General features: G+C 35.9%; 17 protein-coding genes. 6 read left to right on the top strand and 11 right to left on the bottom strand.

Annotation, left to right across the window (positions count from 1 at the left end):
* Positions 1 to 41: 41 nt before the first annotated feature.
* Positions 42 to 1,745, bottom strand: a complete 1,704-nt coding sequence (locus B3P16_RS01995; protein ID WP_286841115.1) for a DUF2075 domain-containing protein — start codon at positions 1,743 to 1,745, stop codon at positions 42 to 44.
* 342 nt (positions 1,746 to 2,087) lie between these two features.
* Between B3P16_RS01995 and B3P16_RS01990 the strand changes: the two genes are divergently transcribed.
* Together B3P16_RS01990 and B3P16_RS01985 are read left to right on the top strand one after the other, a co-directional pair.
* Entirely contained in the window at positions 2,088 to 3,542 is a 1,455-nt protein-coding gene (locus B3P16_RS01990) for a hypothetical protein (protein WP_286841114.1), read from the top strand.
* Positions 3,530 to 4,573 carry a hypothetical protein gene (locus tag B3P16_RS01985; RefSeq protein WP_286841113.1) on the top strand — a complete coding sequence of 348 codons (1,044 nt, stop codon included), beginning with the start codon at positions 3,530 to 3,532 and terminating at the stop codon, positions 4,571 to 4,573. The genes B3P16_RS01990 and B3P16_RS01985 overlap by 13 nt, the downstream gene beginning before the upstream one ends.
* A 194-nt stretch (positions 4,574 to 4,767) precedes the next feature.
* Here the strand turns inward: B3P16_RS01985 and B3P16_RS01980 are convergent, their stop codons facing one another.
* The 3 genes from B3P16_RS01980 to B3P16_RS01970 form a co-directional block, all read right to left on the bottom strand.
* On the bottom strand, positions 4,768 to 5,688 hold the full coding sequence (locus tag B3P16_RS01980; protein ID WP_121127206.1) for a nucleotidyl transferase AbiEii/AbiGii toxin family protein: 921 nt from the start codon (positions 5,686 to 5,688) through the stop codon (positions 4,768 to 4,770).
* A complete protein-coding gene (locus tag B3P16_RS01975; RefSeq protein ID WP_153846609.1) occupies positions 5,681 to 6,475 on the bottom strand; it encodes a type IV toxin-antitoxin system AbiEi family antitoxin in 795 nt (264 codons plus the stop codon). The genes B3P16_RS01980 and B3P16_RS01975 overlap by 8 nt, the downstream gene beginning before the upstream one ends.
* Before the next feature lie 195 nt (positions 6,476 to 6,670).
* Positions 6,671 to 6,973: a hypothetical protein gene (locus tag B3P16_RS01970; RefSeq protein WP_286841111.1), complete on the bottom strand. Its 303-nt coding sequence runs from the start codon at positions 6,971 to 6,973 to the stop codon at positions 6,671 to 6,673.
* Positions 6,974 to 7,175: 202 nt separating this feature from the next.
* Here B3P16_RS01970 and B3P16_RS01965 point away from each other — a divergent pair, with 202 nt between their 5' ends.
* Together B3P16_RS01965 and yidD are read left to right on the top strand one after the other, a co-directional pair.
* The gene (locus B3P16_RS01965) at positions 7,176 to 7,403 is read left to right on the top strand and encodes a hypothetical protein (RefSeq protein ID WP_070570510.1); all 228 of its coding nucleotides are present in this window, start codon (positions 7,176 to 7,178) and stop codon (positions 7,401 to 7,403) included.
* Complete coding sequence (gene yidD, locus B3P16_RS01960) at positions 7,400 to 7,678, top strand: membrane protein insertion efficiency factor YidD (RefSeq protein WP_120335546.1); 279 nt, start codon at positions 7,400 to 7,402, stop codon at positions 7,676 to 7,678. The genes B3P16_RS01965 and yidD overlap by 4 nt, the downstream gene beginning before the upstream one ends.
* Positions 7,679 to 7,771: 93 nt before the next feature.
* Here the strand turns inward: yidD and B3P16_RS01955 are convergent, their stop codons facing one another.
* The 5 genes from B3P16_RS01955 to B3P16_RS01935 form a co-directional block, all read right to left on the bottom strand.
* Positions 7,772 to 8,242 (bottom strand): GIY-YIG nuclease family protein, encoded by a 471-nt coding sequence (locus tag B3P16_RS01955; protein WP_286841108.1) that lies wholly within the window; start codon positions 8,240 to 8,242, stop codon positions 7,772 to 7,774.
* Between the two features lie 10 nt (positions 8,243 to 8,252).
* Positions 8,253 to 8,537: a nucleotide pyrophosphohydrolase gene (locus tag B3P16_RS01950; RefSeq protein ID WP_259255061.1), complete on the bottom strand. Its 285-nt coding sequence runs from the start codon at positions 8,535 to 8,537 to the stop codon at positions 8,253 to 8,255.
* 172 nt (positions 8,538 to 8,709) lie between these two features.
* A complete protein-coding gene (locus B3P16_RS01945) occupies positions 8,710 to 9,156 on the bottom strand; it encodes a nuclear transport factor 2 family protein (RefSeq protein ID WP_182982636.1) in 447 nt (148 codons plus the stop codon).
* 1,295 nt (positions 9,157 to 10,451) lie between these two features.
* Positions 10,452 to 10,934, bottom strand: coding sequence for a type II CAAX prenyl endopeptidase Rce1 family protein (locus B3P16_RS01940; RefSeq protein WP_286841106.1), 483 nt, complete (start codon positions 10,932 to 10,934; stop codon positions 10,452 to 10,454).
* Positions 10,935 to 11,499: 565 nt separating this feature from the next.
* Complete coding sequence (locus tag B3P16_RS01935) at positions 11,500 to 11,946, bottom strand: nuclear transport factor 2 family protein (protein WP_286841105.1); 447 nt, start codon at positions 11,944 to 11,946, stop codon at positions 11,500 to 11,502.
* Positions 11,947 to 12,174: 228 nt separating this feature from the next.
* Between B3P16_RS01935 and B3P16_RS01930 the strand changes: the two genes are divergently transcribed.
* Together B3P16_RS01930 and B3P16_RS01925 are read left to right on the top strand one after the other, a co-directional pair.
* A complete protein-coding gene (locus B3P16_RS01930; RefSeq protein WP_286841104.1) occupies positions 12,175 to 12,723 on the top strand; it encodes a hypothetical protein in 549 nt (182 codons plus the stop codon).
* Between the two features lie 49 nt (positions 12,724 to 12,772).
* Positions 12,773 to 13,450, top strand: a complete 678-nt coding sequence (locus B3P16_RS01925; RefSeq protein ID WP_286841103.1) for a hypothetical protein — start codon at positions 12,773 to 12,775, stop codon at positions 13,448 to 13,450.
* A 76-nt stretch (positions 13,451 to 13,526) separates the two neighbouring features.
* Here B3P16_RS01925 and B3P16_RS01920 read toward each other — a convergent pair whose 3' ends face one another.
* Together B3P16_RS01920 and B3P16_RS01915 are read right to left on the bottom strand one after the other, a co-directional pair.
* On the bottom strand, positions 13,527 to 14,030 hold the full coding sequence (locus B3P16_RS01920; RefSeq protein ID WP_286841101.1) for a hypothetical protein: 504 nt from the start codon (positions 14,028 to 14,030) through the stop codon (positions 13,527 to 13,529).
* Positions 14,031 to 14,058: 28 nt separating this feature from the next.
* A complete protein-coding gene (locus B3P16_RS01915; protein ID WP_286841099.1) occupies positions 14,059 to 15,213 on the bottom strand; it encodes a DUF4236 domain-containing protein in 1,155 nt (384 codons plus the stop codon).
* Positions 15,214 to 15,247: the final 34 nt, after the last annotated feature.

Here is a 15,247-nt window from a genome sequence, read left to right as displayed (position 1 = left end):
TTAGAGGAATCTAATATTAAAATGTTCATCAAACCAAAACATCAAAAATCAAGAGCATAGCGAGTAGGAATATATTGCCTCAAATATTTACGTAAATTATCATTACAAACGTATACATAGGTTCCAAATATACTTCTAAAAAGCATCGTACGATATATATTGAAAATATATTCCTTTAGTATCCCAATATCTTTTATAGAATTCTTTCCATTCATATCCAAATAACGGTCTCTATAAACAACAAAGGATCCGGTAATAAAATCATAATCGAGTTCAGGACCAATAATTATCCCTGCATAATTAAGATCATGTCCCTGTACAGTTTCGATATGCCCAACTTCATTAATCGCATTGGGGGAGTTGATCCACTTAATACGACTATTCCACTTTAACTCAAAGCCCCCGATTGAAATATCAGAGATTGATTTCTTATCTCTGGATTTCCATTCCCATGCATACCCTGCCATCATACGACTAAGTCCAACTCTACCCTCTTTATTTTTTATCCGCTTATGCATATCTTCCAAATTATCAAACAACAAGAATTCATAGCGCTTATTTTTAAAAAATTTAGGTTCCAAGCTCGTGTGATCAGAAAAAATTTCATGGATAAAATCCATATATGATATTCCTCCACGAACTCTAAACTGTGAACGCAATTCTTCACTTCTTGTTGTATCCTTCTTTTCCAGCTCTAAAAAATCATTAGCGGCAACATCCGAAGGTTTGAGAGACTGAAATCTATCGTAAAAAATGAGAGTTTTATCAGACCTTAGCTCTGCCCAATTCAACTCTGTACCTGTATCTCTGTCTAAACCTAAATCATCATTAAATGAATCAAAAACTTTGTAATAAATACCCAAATTTTTACGTCTTTTCAGACGATGTCCCTCATCAATAATTAATAAGTCATATTTTCTCTTTCCTATTTGAGATGGACTAATTACCATACTAGATGATAATCCCTCGATATCCTTAAATACTTTTGAAATAGTTTTCCTAAAAGATAGAATTGGAATGACCAATGCCATTTCTAGCTCACAATATTTTTCTTTAACTTTTTTAACTAACTCAAATAATTCTTCGTCACTTTCATCAAAAGCCAAGTAATTGAAATCTTTTAAATCTGTCTTTAGCAGCTTAAAAAGAAAAATGGCTATAATCGATTTTCCAGTGCCGGCCGCGCCGTGAATCAAGCTAAGTTTGGCTTTTTCATCGAGCAAACACCAGAGGATTGTTTTCAATCCTATGATCTGATCGTTGGACAAACTTTTATAGGGAGAATACTTGAATAGGTCCAAATTATCAATTTGGGCTAGCGTATATTTAACCATTCCCTTTTCCATCAATTCTGCCCAAATACGCTGAAACTGTTTCTGATAGATTTCTTTTTGTTGATAGAATTGGTGGTCTCGAATCCCAAGGTTACCATTTTGAAGTTTAAAACTCTTATCTGCTGCCAAATAGCGAATAAGATTGGACTCAATATCTAATGTAGCAGATTTATTAAAAAACTCACTCAAAATAAGAGAAACAGAAGTAAACGATTTTCCTTTCTCACTTTTCAGATGGTTCCTAAAGCGCGTCACCATGTCAGTCGTCTCTCCAACATAGACTTCTTTGGATTCATTATTTTTAAGTAAGTAAATTATAGGCCGGCGCAAAAAGAAATCCTCATGGTCTAACAATAGGTTCTCTAATTTATGATTGAAGGGGTATTCTTTAATTTGAAATGACTTTGCCATTATGTACTTTAATTTTAACGATTTTCTTCATCTTTTCTGCTCACTATGTTAGTAAATATCCTTCTAATTCAAAACAGATTCGTAGGGAATAAATTATCTAAGCACAAAATTTACCGTTGAATAATAATTGTTACAAATAGAACAATTAATTGAGGCTATATCTAATTCCCATGGCCTGGTGACAATAGGCGTTGGTCTCCAACTCAAATGGCCTAATCTTAATTCGATGTTCTTAGGGTAAATAGCTGAAAAACAAAACTTATAATAAAAAAACAAAATAAAAAAGCTTTAATATTAAATTATTTACTATATTAAATTTAAAATTAACACTAACACAAAATAATGCAAAAGAACATCATTACATTAAATCATGCTATCTTTAAATTAAAACATCTTATTATACCAATTCTAATAGCTGTTTTAATTGTTTCTTGTACTAAAGAGAAAAATCAGCTTTCTCCCAGTAACGATAACATAGACGAAATTAAAAAGGAGTTTTACGCTCAAAATCCCCACGCTGACAATGAAAATTTTTTCAACTCCAATTTCACAAGTTATATCAAATGGGATTCTGTTGTAGTGAAAGATGAGAGCAATGTATATATCAAAATAAACAGTGCGGAGCCGATTTATTATGGTGACTCCACGTTTTCAATAAATCTGGCCGACTATTTTTGGTTGAAAGCACAGAAAAAGGATAATAAATGGGGGTATTCATTTATTTCTTTCCTACCAAATTCAGAAGCTTCACGTGAACATTTCCAAGGGAAAATTGTAACGAAATTTCTCTCTTCTAACAAAATTATAATTAGGGAATACAAAGGTGATATCAATAGTAGTGGGTTAATTGCAGGATTCCCGCCAATGAGAGAACCTTGCGTTTATGCATATGTAGCTGGTGTATTGAATGCTGTTTATTGTTCGACAGGTGGAGATGAGGACTACGAACAGTGGCTTTCTGGGGGACCAAAAGACTATTCAAATATTCCCCCCTCGACAGGTAGCCCTGGCGGAGCTTCGAGCACTTCTCCAAGCACGGTCAAATATAAGTTTGAAAATTATGCTTGTATGGAGAGTTTTTTGAAGAATCTTGAAAATTTAAGTACTTTTAAAGACATGGTTAAACCTTTTACGTTGGATGGAAATGGAACTGGGAACCCCAATTTACAATGGAGCTTCAAAACAGATATGTCTTGGGATCCTAATAAAGGGTACAATTATGGACTTGCATCAGCTACAAATCCTACTGAAAGTACAAACCGTGATGTAGATATCTATTTCAACGCAAATGCATTAAATAATTCTTCAGACCTCGTAATTGCTGCTACAGCTCTTCACGAAGCAATTCACGCCTATTCAAATTATTTTTTAAAAACTAATAAGATGAACGCAGATGGTATTGTGGATGAAAAAATTCAGGAATTTTGGTTTACATCGGCATTGAAAACGCTTGAAATCCAGAAGAAAGCTGGCCTCAATGGAGATTATCGTGATCATCAAACAATGATGTCCGACAATGTATTTCCTGTTATGATTGGTTTTTTGAAAGCTTGGGGAGGTAATAGATATTCCTCAAATGAATATGTTATGGCCAGTATGCTTGGACTTGGACAAGCTGGACAAATGTTTGACCCTTCTGTCAATGCTCAAATGGCGCAAGATGTTTCATCGCTATTTGACAAATTAAAGAAGGACTATAAAATTACAGATGCAGCATTCAATGAATTTTTAAAAACACATAGTAATGTTGATCCCAATGGACCGTTAAGTAATAAAAAAATATCATGCGCAAAATAATAATCTTATTTACTTTCTTAGCCGTATCAGCCTTCCAACTTATTGGTAGCTGCTTTGCTCAAACCCGATATGTTGTATTTGATCAAGACAAACTAACCGATTCATTGGAAGGGCATTTATTCTGCAAAAGAACATATGCAGAAATCAGATCCGACAGCACCAATTTCCCAGATTTAACTATTTATAACTTTCTGTTCAAAAAAAGCATAACTGATGATGATTCAAATCAAAAAGTATTTCAGAATTTTATAAGCTTTGAACGTGAAGGGAAAAGTTTACCCGTTGATATCTTAGTTACAATAACGCCGTTGACAAGGTCTAAATTTGAGCTAAAAAATATCTCGAAAGCCATTGTTAACAAGGATATAAACGTAATTTCTTTGGATAGCCTATTGCGAACCTCAGCAAAAGATATATTTTATGCGACTTATGCTCCTTTAGGTATTTTTTCAGAGACGCCATCACTCAACTTGAAAAGAACGGATTATAAAATCGTGATAAAGCAAAAAAATGAATATTTTTTAGTTGACAATGAGACCTTAACTGAATCCTATTTTATTGGTGATGGCTATATGGAGCCTTATAGAAACAATGCAGCTGGTATATATCCGCAAAGTAAGAATTTTTCAAAACAAAATTATCTCTCCGCTGAAAAGTTAAATACGCTAAAAGGAGGAATAATAAAGGATACTACCATAAATTTAAATAATCAAGGCCGAACTATAGCGATAGATAGATTTTGGACAAATGAACCGCACATTCCTTTTACAAAAAGTGCAGGTTTAAATAAAGGTAGTGACTGGTATGCAGTAGAAGGTATTGGAGATTTTGAGTTCTTTTGGGACAATGGTATATTAAACGGTAATTTTTTGGACTATTTTAAAAAAGCTAAATTAAACTATATGCCCGACAAACAGCTTAATAGAAAACTCAACCTTTGGTATAAAACAAAGAAAATAAATGGAATACCATTCGAAGATTTTTTTAAAAACAAAGGTGTGAACAACTCAAACTTGAAATCTATATTATAGCTAGCAATACCAATGTTTCATTGACGTACACCTTGGAAATTCAATTGTCTTTTAAAACATTGGATGACGAAACAAAAAGAAGAACCGTTAGGAAACATAAAAATTACTGTACAAATAAACACTAACAGAAAGGGTCTGATGAGAATCAGGCCCTTTTGACGTAAAAAGCCACATCTCTCCTATTCAGCTTGACTTTAAGGATATAGGACAGCTTCTAGATTTTTGTAAGCGGTCACGTGTTTATTCTCTGACATTTTATTTAAATTGATTAATCTCCATTTCACTGAAGGAAGTTCCGAGACTAAAGCTGCGTCCAATCCTAAGAGTGCCCAATCAGGTGTCTTATTTTTGACAGAGAGTAAAAATTTACGTTCACTATCAGTCATCTCCTTGTTGATATCTGCAATCAGTTTCTCCCGTACAGAAAGTAGCTCCTCTAAAGAAACTTCAATTTCTGCCATTTGCGCAAACTCCATTTCATATATACCTGAGATATCTTTTCGGTTTGGATTAAGCAGTTCTGCCATCGGTCGAAAATGACTTATTAAAAATACAAGAAATGTTTTTCGTAATTCTTCCGTTAATCCTTCATTTTCGTATAACTGTTTTACATCAAACAAATCACGGGGATGTTGACGATCTAGGGCAGCGCAAAGTTTACCAGCATACAGATCTGGGTGTGATGCAACTAGCATTTCAGCATAACCAAATTCTTTTTCAACCTGCGGCCGCACTTCCATTCTGACAGCTGGGAAAAGGCTTCCACGTATAACAGGAGATAGTTCTATTTTAACACGAACATCATTAAGTGAAACTATTATTCGTAAAGAATTATCCTGTTGTAGTGTTGTATTTTGAACTTGGGCACCTGCAATCGATTTCTTTATGGAATCTGTTATTCTCGCTAATGCAGCTCTGATATTTTCAAGAGAGGCGTCGCGATCCTCCATTGGCAGATACAACAAATCGATGTCTACGGAAAGCCTTGGCAAATCTCTATAAAACAAATTAATAGCCGTACCGCCTTTAAGTGCAAAACAGTCTTCTTTATCGATTATAGGTAACAATCGGATCAATAAACGGACCTGCTCGGCATATTCTTCTTTCTTACTCATAAAAATCAGGAACAGTTATTTTATATTTCTTATTTAGTTTCCCACCTGTGACGATCACACGATTACCAGATCCAAAATCTATTTTCTCAGATTGAAGTTTTGTAAACCAGGTATGATTTTGACGCTCGGCAAGGTAAAAGAAAAGCCTGCGAACTTTGATATTTGTGCACAGTTCCAATAATCTTTGGAGTGTCCTAGGAGAAAGCGTATTTAATCCTTGCATTAATTCATCCGCATGTTCAAATGATATATTTTGGGGAACTTGATTCATCACTTCCAAAATAGCTCTTTCAGGAATGGATATACGTAAGCCTTCCTTTGTATTTTTCCAACTGAAAGCTCTAGTAAACTCAAGTAATGCTAGCGGCCTTTCATCTTCAAAACTATTACCAAATAAATAGCCAGAACTATGCTTAAGAAATTTGATCCCTGTTGTAAGGTTATTTATCCATATGGGAAGATTATCCCGGCCATATAAATGAATCAAGCGTTGATTAGACATCGGGAGATAATGGGTCAGTTTCTGAAGTTCTAAAGCCGATAGGCCTCCAATGGTTAGATCTGTATCTAGCTGTTTCTGCAGGAAATAGACAATATCCCCCCATTCCACTTCCGCCCCTTCACGTTTATATACTCCATTTTTCACAGTTTCCAATAGTCGACTCTTCAATAAATTATCGATCGCATGGCCTGTGAGATCATTCTGCTGTAGCCAAGATCTGGTAACCAAAGCTCCCTCCGGCACTAATTTTAACACATCTTTCCTTCTCTGAGAATACATATTCATGTTTAAACTATTTAAATTTATCGGCGAAAAACGCCGATNNATCGGCGTTTTTCGCCGATAATAAAGAAATATATAAACAAGTAAGTCTTTTCGAAAAACAAGCATAATACCGTTATTCCTGATTTTAGAGAAATGGATGTAAAAAACTCATATTGATATCATGTTATCTGAATTGACTCGCCGAGATCCTCCGCTCTACAAAAAATACACCGATTGTTGCCAGTCACCTAAGACAACCCGAGCATCGCCAATGGCCAAAATCGATCTTTTGATGCCATCGATCTCTTGCTTATCCAATTTGTTTTTCAGCCTTTGCAAGCGGACCTGATTTCGCCCGCTGGGCTTAATCAGCACCAGATCGGACACATCAAACTGCAAAATGCCTTTGATAGGATCGTAAAACTGCTCATTGGCAAAACTCAGTGTATTAAAAATACTGATCTTGGTTCGTAAAAGCCAGTCTTCAGAGGTCAGATAAAATGCAAAAGCATTCCTCATCTTGACATGTTCTTTAATACAGTAGCTAGCCACCTGGTGCACAGGCATAACTTTTACGGGAAGCCGTAATAATCTGTAATTTTTTATTCTTAAAATTGACAATATTGTAAAATGGATTGCAATAAAACTCAAAACACATTGATTTTCAATATTTTATTATATAGCTTTAATTAAATCATTAACCCAATCAAATACTGATATTATGGAATACAAAGTAGTACCTTTTGTAGCATCGATAGACCCAAGGACAGGCACATCGGATCAAGTAGCAGAACAATTAGAAAACCTGATTAATCAGGGTGCATCAGGAGGATGGAACTATGTAAGACTAGAAAGCGTCACAACTTATGTACATGCCGAAAATGGTTGTTTTAATAATAAACCTGGATATACGACGGCAAGACAGATGGTGGTATTTTCAAGGCCATGAAGTCTCTCCTATTGACCGCGATCCGATTGTATTGGTTGATCATCCCACCTGAAAGAAGACGTAAGTGTATATTTAGGCATAGCTGCTCTAAATATGTATTTGACGTAACTAAACATGAAGGCTTTAGGGCAGGTAGGAAAGCATTGCTTTCACGCATGAGAACCTGTAATGGTCACTTTGACATAATCACGGATTATAAAAGTGGTGAGCGGATGATGTACCTGAAAGGCGGTGTAGTGGTTGGCGAGGCGGAGATCGCGGAGAGGTTGTTGTAAATAGTTTAGGGATGGAACTGGAAATTTTGTCACGGAAGTTACATATAATAGCAAGCCTGGTATTTTCTCTTCGGAACTTAAGTTTCAGATTTTTTAACAAGATTGAAGAAAAACGTGATTGAAGGCTGTCGATGATAGCAGACTGGTAGACGTGCGCGCTATTTTAAGTTCTTCAAGTTGTTTCCAGATCTGTGGAAACAATACCTCATATTCTTTCTTCTGGTGATAGTAGTGCCCGTTATTGCCAAGGTTGATCAGTTTCAGACCTTTTTCTGCAGAGAAAAGATTGATCAGGAATGCTTCTAAATGTAGGGTAACGGATTTGTTGAACAAATGCGAATAGATCGCATGTCGTATTAAAAGGTCTTTCTTGCTGTCGTGTCTATTATGGCTTGAAAAGCGGTTCTTGATATCGATAGATTCACCGATATAGATTGACCTTTTATCGTTGAGCAGATAAACCAGTGCGCTGTTATAAAAATCTAGTTTGCTATCTGTATCCTTAACCTCTCCTGTGCTACCGACGGGAACAATATGAACTTCTTTAATATCCAATTCTGACATGCGTTATTAATTACAGTTCATTATACTTTTTAGCAGTTCCCTTGGCTTTTTCTACAGGATATTTTTCATTGTTGAGTTTCATCTTGTCCTCCACGATCTCCTTAACATCAAGGCCGTGCTTATCGGCAAGCAATAGCGCATACATGAGTACATCGGCAAGCTCATTTTTCAACTTGTCAGGATTGGCATCTTCATTTCCTTTCCACAGAAAAAGTTCCAGAAGCTCAGACGCTTCAATGCTCAATGCAACTGCGAGGTCCTTAGAATTGTGAAACTGTTCCCCAATCTCTCGCATCTCTGAATGCTCTGATCTGTGCTATTAACTGCTGAATATCCGACATGATAAAATCCTTTAACTAAAAACTGGCCTTTGTCCAAATATCCGAAATATTGTTTAGGAATGAAAGGAAAAAGCCATATCTCCCGATATGGCTCTACAACATATATATATTTATTTGAGATGGCTCTTATTTATACGAATTGATTGATTTAGATACTTTCCAGTCATTACCTACACGCTCCAAGGTAACCAGGTCAGTCTTGGTAAAATTTTCAAATTTCAAAGTTACTTTAGCTACCATATAGTCTGCAGATTCCTCGATGATATCGGTGCTCACTGTACAGTTTAGCTTCTCGCCTTTTTGTTTTTTCAATAGTTTGACCACTCCAGTACGGCTGTTAGACTGTGCATTGGAAGATTGGATCTTTTGGCTGAAATCTCCGGCGAATAACTGCTCTACTCCTGCTGATTCTCCCTCTGTGGTTACCGCAACGTAGTGCTCTAAAGCGAAATCTGCTGTGGAAAGGTTAACGTTTGTTTTTGTTGCTTTTGCTCCAGGTCCTTCAGCTGCCATAGCGAAAGTTGATACTGCGATTAAGGCTGCTGCTGCGAATGTTTTTACCAAAGTTTTCATAATGTCTTTTTTTATAGTGTTAGTTTTGTTGTTCTTATTTGTTGACTCAAAACTACAACACAATAGGCTCCTAGCCTATGGGCTTTAGACTAACAATCGGGAAAACTCGGTAAATGGCGGAAATAGGGAGGTAAGTCTGCTTCGTATCAGATTCGTACCACGTTCGGATAATCAACAGATATTGTACAGACACCCAACAGACCTTGTCCAGTCTCTGTACAGGGAAAAACTGGTCAGATACTGGTCAACAATCGAACCCTACATGTCCTGATCCGAAGGCTATACGAAGCAGGTACGAACACAACCCCTGTAAAAGTTATTTAAGCTCATCTATAATTAGCAGTTTTTAGCAAATAATGCCTAGAGCAGCGACGAAATCCGTGAGTTCGTGTTGTAGCGATCACCGAGATACCACGTTTTTGGTCATAACCATGCAGGCTATGGTAAGAGGAAAACTAAGGCTATCCAGTTTATCAACGCGTCGTTGTATGAGATGTTGTAGGGAAAGGTGTGATTAAACTATACGATTAACTCAAGTGCATTCAAGATCTATAAACAAGGCGATACTACTATCTCTCTACTAATTTTTCTACTTTCTTTCTACTTCTTCTCCTAATCTTTCCCTAGTTCCTTCCCTAAAATATTTACATTTTTCCTTCTGAAACAGCCCACAGCCTATTGTACGAGCGTTATTAAAAGTCTATTCTATTTGCTCTTCTCCTATTTCTTCTCCTAAATTCATCTATTCTTTCCACTTAATTATTTTAATTGAGCTCCACTCACTAGTTATCCCCGAGGCAACTCGCTATTTTAAATGGATCATGAAAGCCACATCTCTCGACATTGCTAGGTACTTCAGATGCCATAACAAATGTGGATAATGCTATTAAAGCTGCTGCTGCGAATGTTTTTACTAATGCTCTCATAATGTCTTTACTTTATAGTGTTAGTTCTGTTGTTCTTATTTGTTGACTCAAAACGACGACACAATAGGCCCCTAGCCTATAGGCTTTAGACCAAGGATCGGGAAAACTCGGTGAATGACAGGAAATGGGGATGTGAATGGAAACTTATGGCTAAGTTATGCCCTTTTTAAATTTTGCAACAAAGTATTTATTTGTAGATGAAATAATTATCGAAAAAAGTTACCAATTCAAAAGATCATGGAAACAATCTTATGAAAATAAATGTACTGTCTGATGCTTTGAATTGTATATTTTTAATGATATTAAAGTCTTTATTAAATGCTCGAACCACTACAGAAGGATAAAGCACAAGATAGAAAGCCTGAAAAATTATATAAAATACTTATTTAAGAATACCATTAAATTGATAATAGCATGTAAGAATATAGTATGCCAAAGACCAGTCCCCTTCTTCTTAAACTCCGTGATGAAAAAGAAAAAAACAAAAACTATTCCCATAAGGAAACTTAAAATAAAATAATATAAACTATACATATGAGTCAAAGCAAAAGTAAGGGCAGAAATTAAAGCCATCAATAATTCCCTTTGTTTAAAAAAAGTATATGTAGACAGGAGTTTTATAGGAATAAATTGGAATAATAATGTCTCAAAAAAAGGACCTAAAATTATTGCATATAGGAAAATTTTTAAAATCCCTTGGCCACGAACCACTTCGTTTGACACAAACGCTAACTTGAGCACGTCAATGAGAACTAAATTACACAAAACATCAATAATCACATAAGCAATTATCATCACAACATATAAATAAGTTACAGGTAACTTCAATAATCGATTTATATATTTCGGCATCTATAATATTTTTTTCATAAGGAGAACGGCGTCTCCTTATCTAATACTAGGGTCTAGCTCCTCCGTAGTGACCAAAAGATGTGGAATTCCAGCCCCGCTCAGGATTATTCATACTATATCCAATAGAGTCTACAATAAGATCTGCAACTTTAGTTTAAAAAAAAGTCGCCAATAAATCTTCCACCATCGATTGTCGACATTTCATTAACACTCAAGTCTTGAGCATCAAAACTTTTCAAATCTAATTTATTCATTTTTTTTAAACTTTGAATTTACTCCAATAAAACTATTTAGAAATGACTATTGTTCTTACAATACAAAACGGCTACAAGCTACCTTTTGAAAGAAAGGTTCAACATAAAATTGGCGTCGTACAGTGAAAATCCAATAGTCTTTAAAAACATTGGATGACGAAACAAAAAAGAGGAAACGATAAGAAACATAAAAATTACTGTACAAATAAACGCTAAGAGAAAGGGTCTGATGAGAATCAGGCCCTTTTGACGTAAAAAAGCCACATCTCACGACATGGCTTCACAACATATATATTTGTAAGGGATGGCTCCTATTTATAAGAATTGATCGATTTGGATACTTTCCAGTCATTGCCCGCACGCTCCAAAGTAACTAGATCTGTTTTGGTGAAGTTTTCAAATTTCAAAGTCACTTTAGCCACCATATAGTCTGCCGATTCCTCGATGATATCTGTGCTTACTGTACAGTTTAGCTTTTCCCCTTTTTGTTTTTTCAAGGATTTAACCACTTCGCTACGGCTATTAGACTGCGCATTGGAAGCTTGGATCTTTTGATTGAAATCAGCTGCAAATAACTGCTCTACTCCTGCTGATTCTCCCTCCGTAGTTACCGCGACATAGTGCTCTAAAGCGAAATCTGCGGTGGAAAGGTCAATGTTAGCTTTTGTTGCTTTTGCTCCAGGTCCTTCAGCTGCCATAGCCAAAGTTGATACTGCGATTAAAGCTGCTGCTGCGAATGTTTTTACTAGCGTTTTCATAATGTCTTTATTTTATATTGTTAGTTTTTAGTTCTTATTTGTTGACTCAAAACTACAACACAATACGCTCCTAGCCTATCGGCTTTAGACCAACGATCGGGAAAACTCGGTGAATGGCGGAAATGGGGAGGTAAAATATTTATCTATTTCTTATTCAGGTTATGGTTTCCCGTAGCATAGCAACTTAAATGCGCGGTAAATTTGTTCAGTCAAACACTCAAGATACTCATGATTAAACAATTACTTATCCCCATTACATTCGTTAGCATGTTAGCAACTAGCCATGCACAAGAAACAAAGAAAGAAGCTGAAAGAACAAAAATGGATCTTTTTGTCTCGAAAACAGGCACTATTACCAAATTTGTAGAGACAAAACTTCCAAAACTAAAAACGACATATAATTCTTGTGAAACAAAAATTCGTAAGATAATAAGTGGCAGCGCCATGGGGTACTTTTATCAGATCGAAAAACAAGGACAATATGGCGACAAGGTGGCCTCTATTGAATACAGTGATCTAATTGAAATATTAAAAGCACTTACTGCATTAAAAGGTCAGGTAGACAATGACATTGCTTCAAATCCAGATTATCTAGAGAATAAGTTTATCACGGTCGACGGATTTCAAGTTGGCTACTTCGTAAGTAAAGGAAAAGCGACTTGGTATATTAAGCTTGAACAATATGGATCTGACGCTACATTATTCATTGACCAAAGTGAGACCATAGAAACAGCTTTTGCGAATGCAAAAAGTAAAATGGACGAGCTTAAAAAGTAAACCAGACTACTATAAAAATAACAGTTCATACAATTAAAATCTAATACTCATGGATAAAATAACGATTTCCCATTTGGTCGAGTTTAATAGAAAGAGCCCCAAAGGGCGCCGGACATTAGTAGAAAAACTAAAAAAGCCTAAGATAAAACCTGAAAAGTCTGAGAGTGGTGGCGACTATTGGACATCAGCTGTAAGCTGTATTAGCAGAGCATTTGCTGCAGGCAACAATACTGAAATAGTTGAAAAGATTGACGAACTACTAGAGAAAATTGAAAACAGCGATGCTAAAATAACCAAAAACATGTTTCAAAGAAACATTCATATCCTTCAAAAATTTGAAGAATTCGACTTTTCCCAGTTAAAGCCAAAAAAGTTTCAATTTCAAAAGCGATTAAAAAAACAATCTATTGTTGTGTTAAAAAAACTACCATTATACGCGAAACCAAATCACGTTTTTCTTTTTGAAGATAATGGCGTGAAAAAAATTGGCGCGATATGGTTTGTCGCTAAATTAGATGGTTTTACGCAAGATGAACTTTCAATGATTACAGACATACTGTACCGTTATCTAGAGCTAAACTATTCGGACAGTTTTGAAGTGGCTACCAATTTTTGTATAGCTTTTGACGTCACTACCATCAATATTTTATCCTATGCACAGTTAGGGAATAAAAGAATTAAATCTCCATTGATCGAGCTAGTCAATGAAATCAACCAATATATCTAAAAGATGACCACCGCTAATTTAAAAATGTTTCATACAGAGTTTCATATTATTAACTCTGTATGAAAAAAAACAATGACTAATCAACGTTGTTACCTAGCATTAGTAACCTTTCGTTAGATTGATCTAAAATATTTAAAATTGTCGCTGAATCCTCTTTAGTGAGCCAAATGTAAGACCGGTCATCATATTGATCTAACTGCAAATAGAATTTCCAATCTCCGGGCATAGAATAACATCCAGCCTTAAATCCATTTCTACTGACAAAACCTACTTCAGTATAGTGTTCAGGAAATGAATTAAAAACGACCGTTCTCATAATATTAATGGATTTTATAAGTCCTTCTAGCTCATCCTTATCCAATGAACCAAGCTTGGTTTCCGTCTGATCTAAATAACTATCGTAGTATTCGTATTCAAAACGAATCGCCTGTTCCTTATTTTCATTAATTAAATCCTTGTACTGCACGACTTGGATCTTTACAGATTTGACTTCTCCAATGGGAAGAAACTGTTTACTCATTAGAGTTCCCGATTTCCTTGAGAAACTCTCAGCATTGCCGTGTTGTCGTTCTTGTTGCATGTTATTAGTTTTTAAAGTTTTTATTTTCCTAGCATTGGACGAGTTGACTTACCGAACGCTGATATTCAGTAAAAGCATTTGCAAATGCCTCGGTTGCTTCATAATTACTGAACTCATATTCTTCATTGACCCCAGTGGCAGTTCTTAATTTAATCTCGCCATAGCGTACTACAGGTATTTGATAGTTACCGGTAAACCGTTTATCCCTGCTCCCATCCTTATTAACCTTAGCCCAGGTCATATCAATAGTCTTTGAATCTGCTGGCACACCCTGCGTCTCTGTAAATCTTACCGCATGTTGTTGTAAGCTAATTTCGTCCAAACCGATAATAGCAAACTCTTTGGATCTGCTGTACATAACGATAAAACTTGGATAGATGTAGAGATCTGCGCCATTTGCATTTTGGAAATACAATGCCTTTATATCGGATTTAAATTCAGGGATCGACTTCAATCCAAATCGAACATCAGTTCTGCTTACAACGGTACTGGCAGACGATCGAGTAATGGCACGATCCTCATAATGAGCACTTGTCACGTCCCATATTTTCTGACTTTTCGCCAAGTTGATAAAACTTGAGACCAAGACGTCATATTTTTGTTTTAACTCAAGGTCAAAATCAACTTGTAAATCAACAAAAGAGGCCTCTATTTGCTCGTTTGTCTGCTTGATAGCTTCTTCCTGCGCATTAATATCTTCATTCATCCGCGCCGGTATTGATTTATTGATCAATCCATATAGTAAAAGATAACTCATTAGTTTTTTGTTCTTCGTGGATTTGATCGCTGCATTAATTTCAACAAGATCTTTCTCTAACGATAAACGCTGCTCCCGAGCCAGTAAAATTGCCTCTTTTATGCCCGCCATATCCTGGCTCGTGATCTCATGAATATCGGCGCTAAATATATTACCTCGATTTCGTACTTCCACCGGAGCTATGTATGGCAGTGTCGCAGGTGGAGTATCCAGCACAACGGGAGAAGAAGATGGTGAACCGTTCCCATTTAGTTTCTGCCTATTATAAATTCCCAATGCCGGTATTCCTGTGTTTAAATAAGTACCATTGGTACCGAAGGTCATATTTGCCCCTTTTACCCCAATTGATGTAGAGATACCGCTCTTACTAAAGTTTAGATGTATCCCTGGGACGATCTTCACTCTTCTTCTAAAAGTCCAAGCCATTGTTTTGTATTTAAGATGTTTATAGTTAATAATT

Origin of the sequence: Sphingobacterium sp. UBA7631, from assembly GCF_002483935.1 — a bacterium.
Lineage (GTDB): Bacteria > Bacteroidota > Bacteroidia > Sphingobacteriales > Sphingobacteriaceae > Sphingobacterium > Sphingobacterium multivorum.
The sequence above is the reverse complement of the archived record's forward strand: the minus strand, read 5'-3'. Positions and strand labels throughout refer to the sequence as shown.